Annotated in this window: 1 protein-coding gene; it reads right to left on the bottom strand. The window is 47.0% G+C overall.

What is annotated here, in order from left to right:
* On the bottom strand, window positions 1–661 hold a 661-nt coding region (locus QOS07_RS09290), incomplete at both ends, for an IS30 family transposase (RefSeq protein WP_283588653.1).

Genomic DNA, 661 nt, shown 5'->3' with positions numbered 1-661 from the left:
TGGGCAAAATAAACCGGAGTACCAGTTTGCCGTTCAATTGTCTGATAGTTAGCGAACTCTTTACCATGATCCACGGTCAGCGTCTTGAGCTTGTCTTGAAGTTGACCAGCTAGTTCAAGTACGGCTTGAGTCATGGACTGACTGTCGCGACTATGGAGCCGTTTAACAATTGTCAGGCGACTCTTACGCTCCACAAAAGTCGCCACAGCTTGACCTTTACGTTTACCAGAAAGTACGGTATCAGCTTCAAAGTGGCCGAATTCCTGGCGAGTTTCGACTTTATGAGGACGCTCCTCAATTGAGCGGCCGTGACTGAATGTACCACGCTTTTCTTTAGCGCGATGACGACGAATTCCATGATCAGGCAAATCGGGCAGCTGTACATCAAGCCATCCTTGATCAATCCAGTTATAAACCGTCTTGTAGGCAATCCCAACCACATGGGCAACTTGTTCAGGGGACCACTTCTGGACTTGAATCTTTTCCTCGACCAAGTGTTTAAGGTTTTTAGTGAGCGAAGACTTCCGCCCCCGTTGACTAACCTTTTGTTCAAAGTCAGTTTGCGCTAGCTCAGCCTGGTACTTACTATTTAGCCGGTGAAGTTCGTTAAAGATGGTGGTCTTACTAAAGCCTAAGTAGTTAGCGATGTATCGCAAGGAAC

It is taken from the genome of Limosilactobacillus viscerum, from assembly GCF_947387525.1.
Taxonomy (GTDB): Bacteria; Bacillota; Bacilli; order Lactobacillales; family Lactobacillaceae; genus Limosilactobacillus; species Limosilactobacillus viscerum.
Note: the sequence above shows the minus strand (reverse complement) of the source record. Positions and strands in the feature narration are given on the sequence as shown.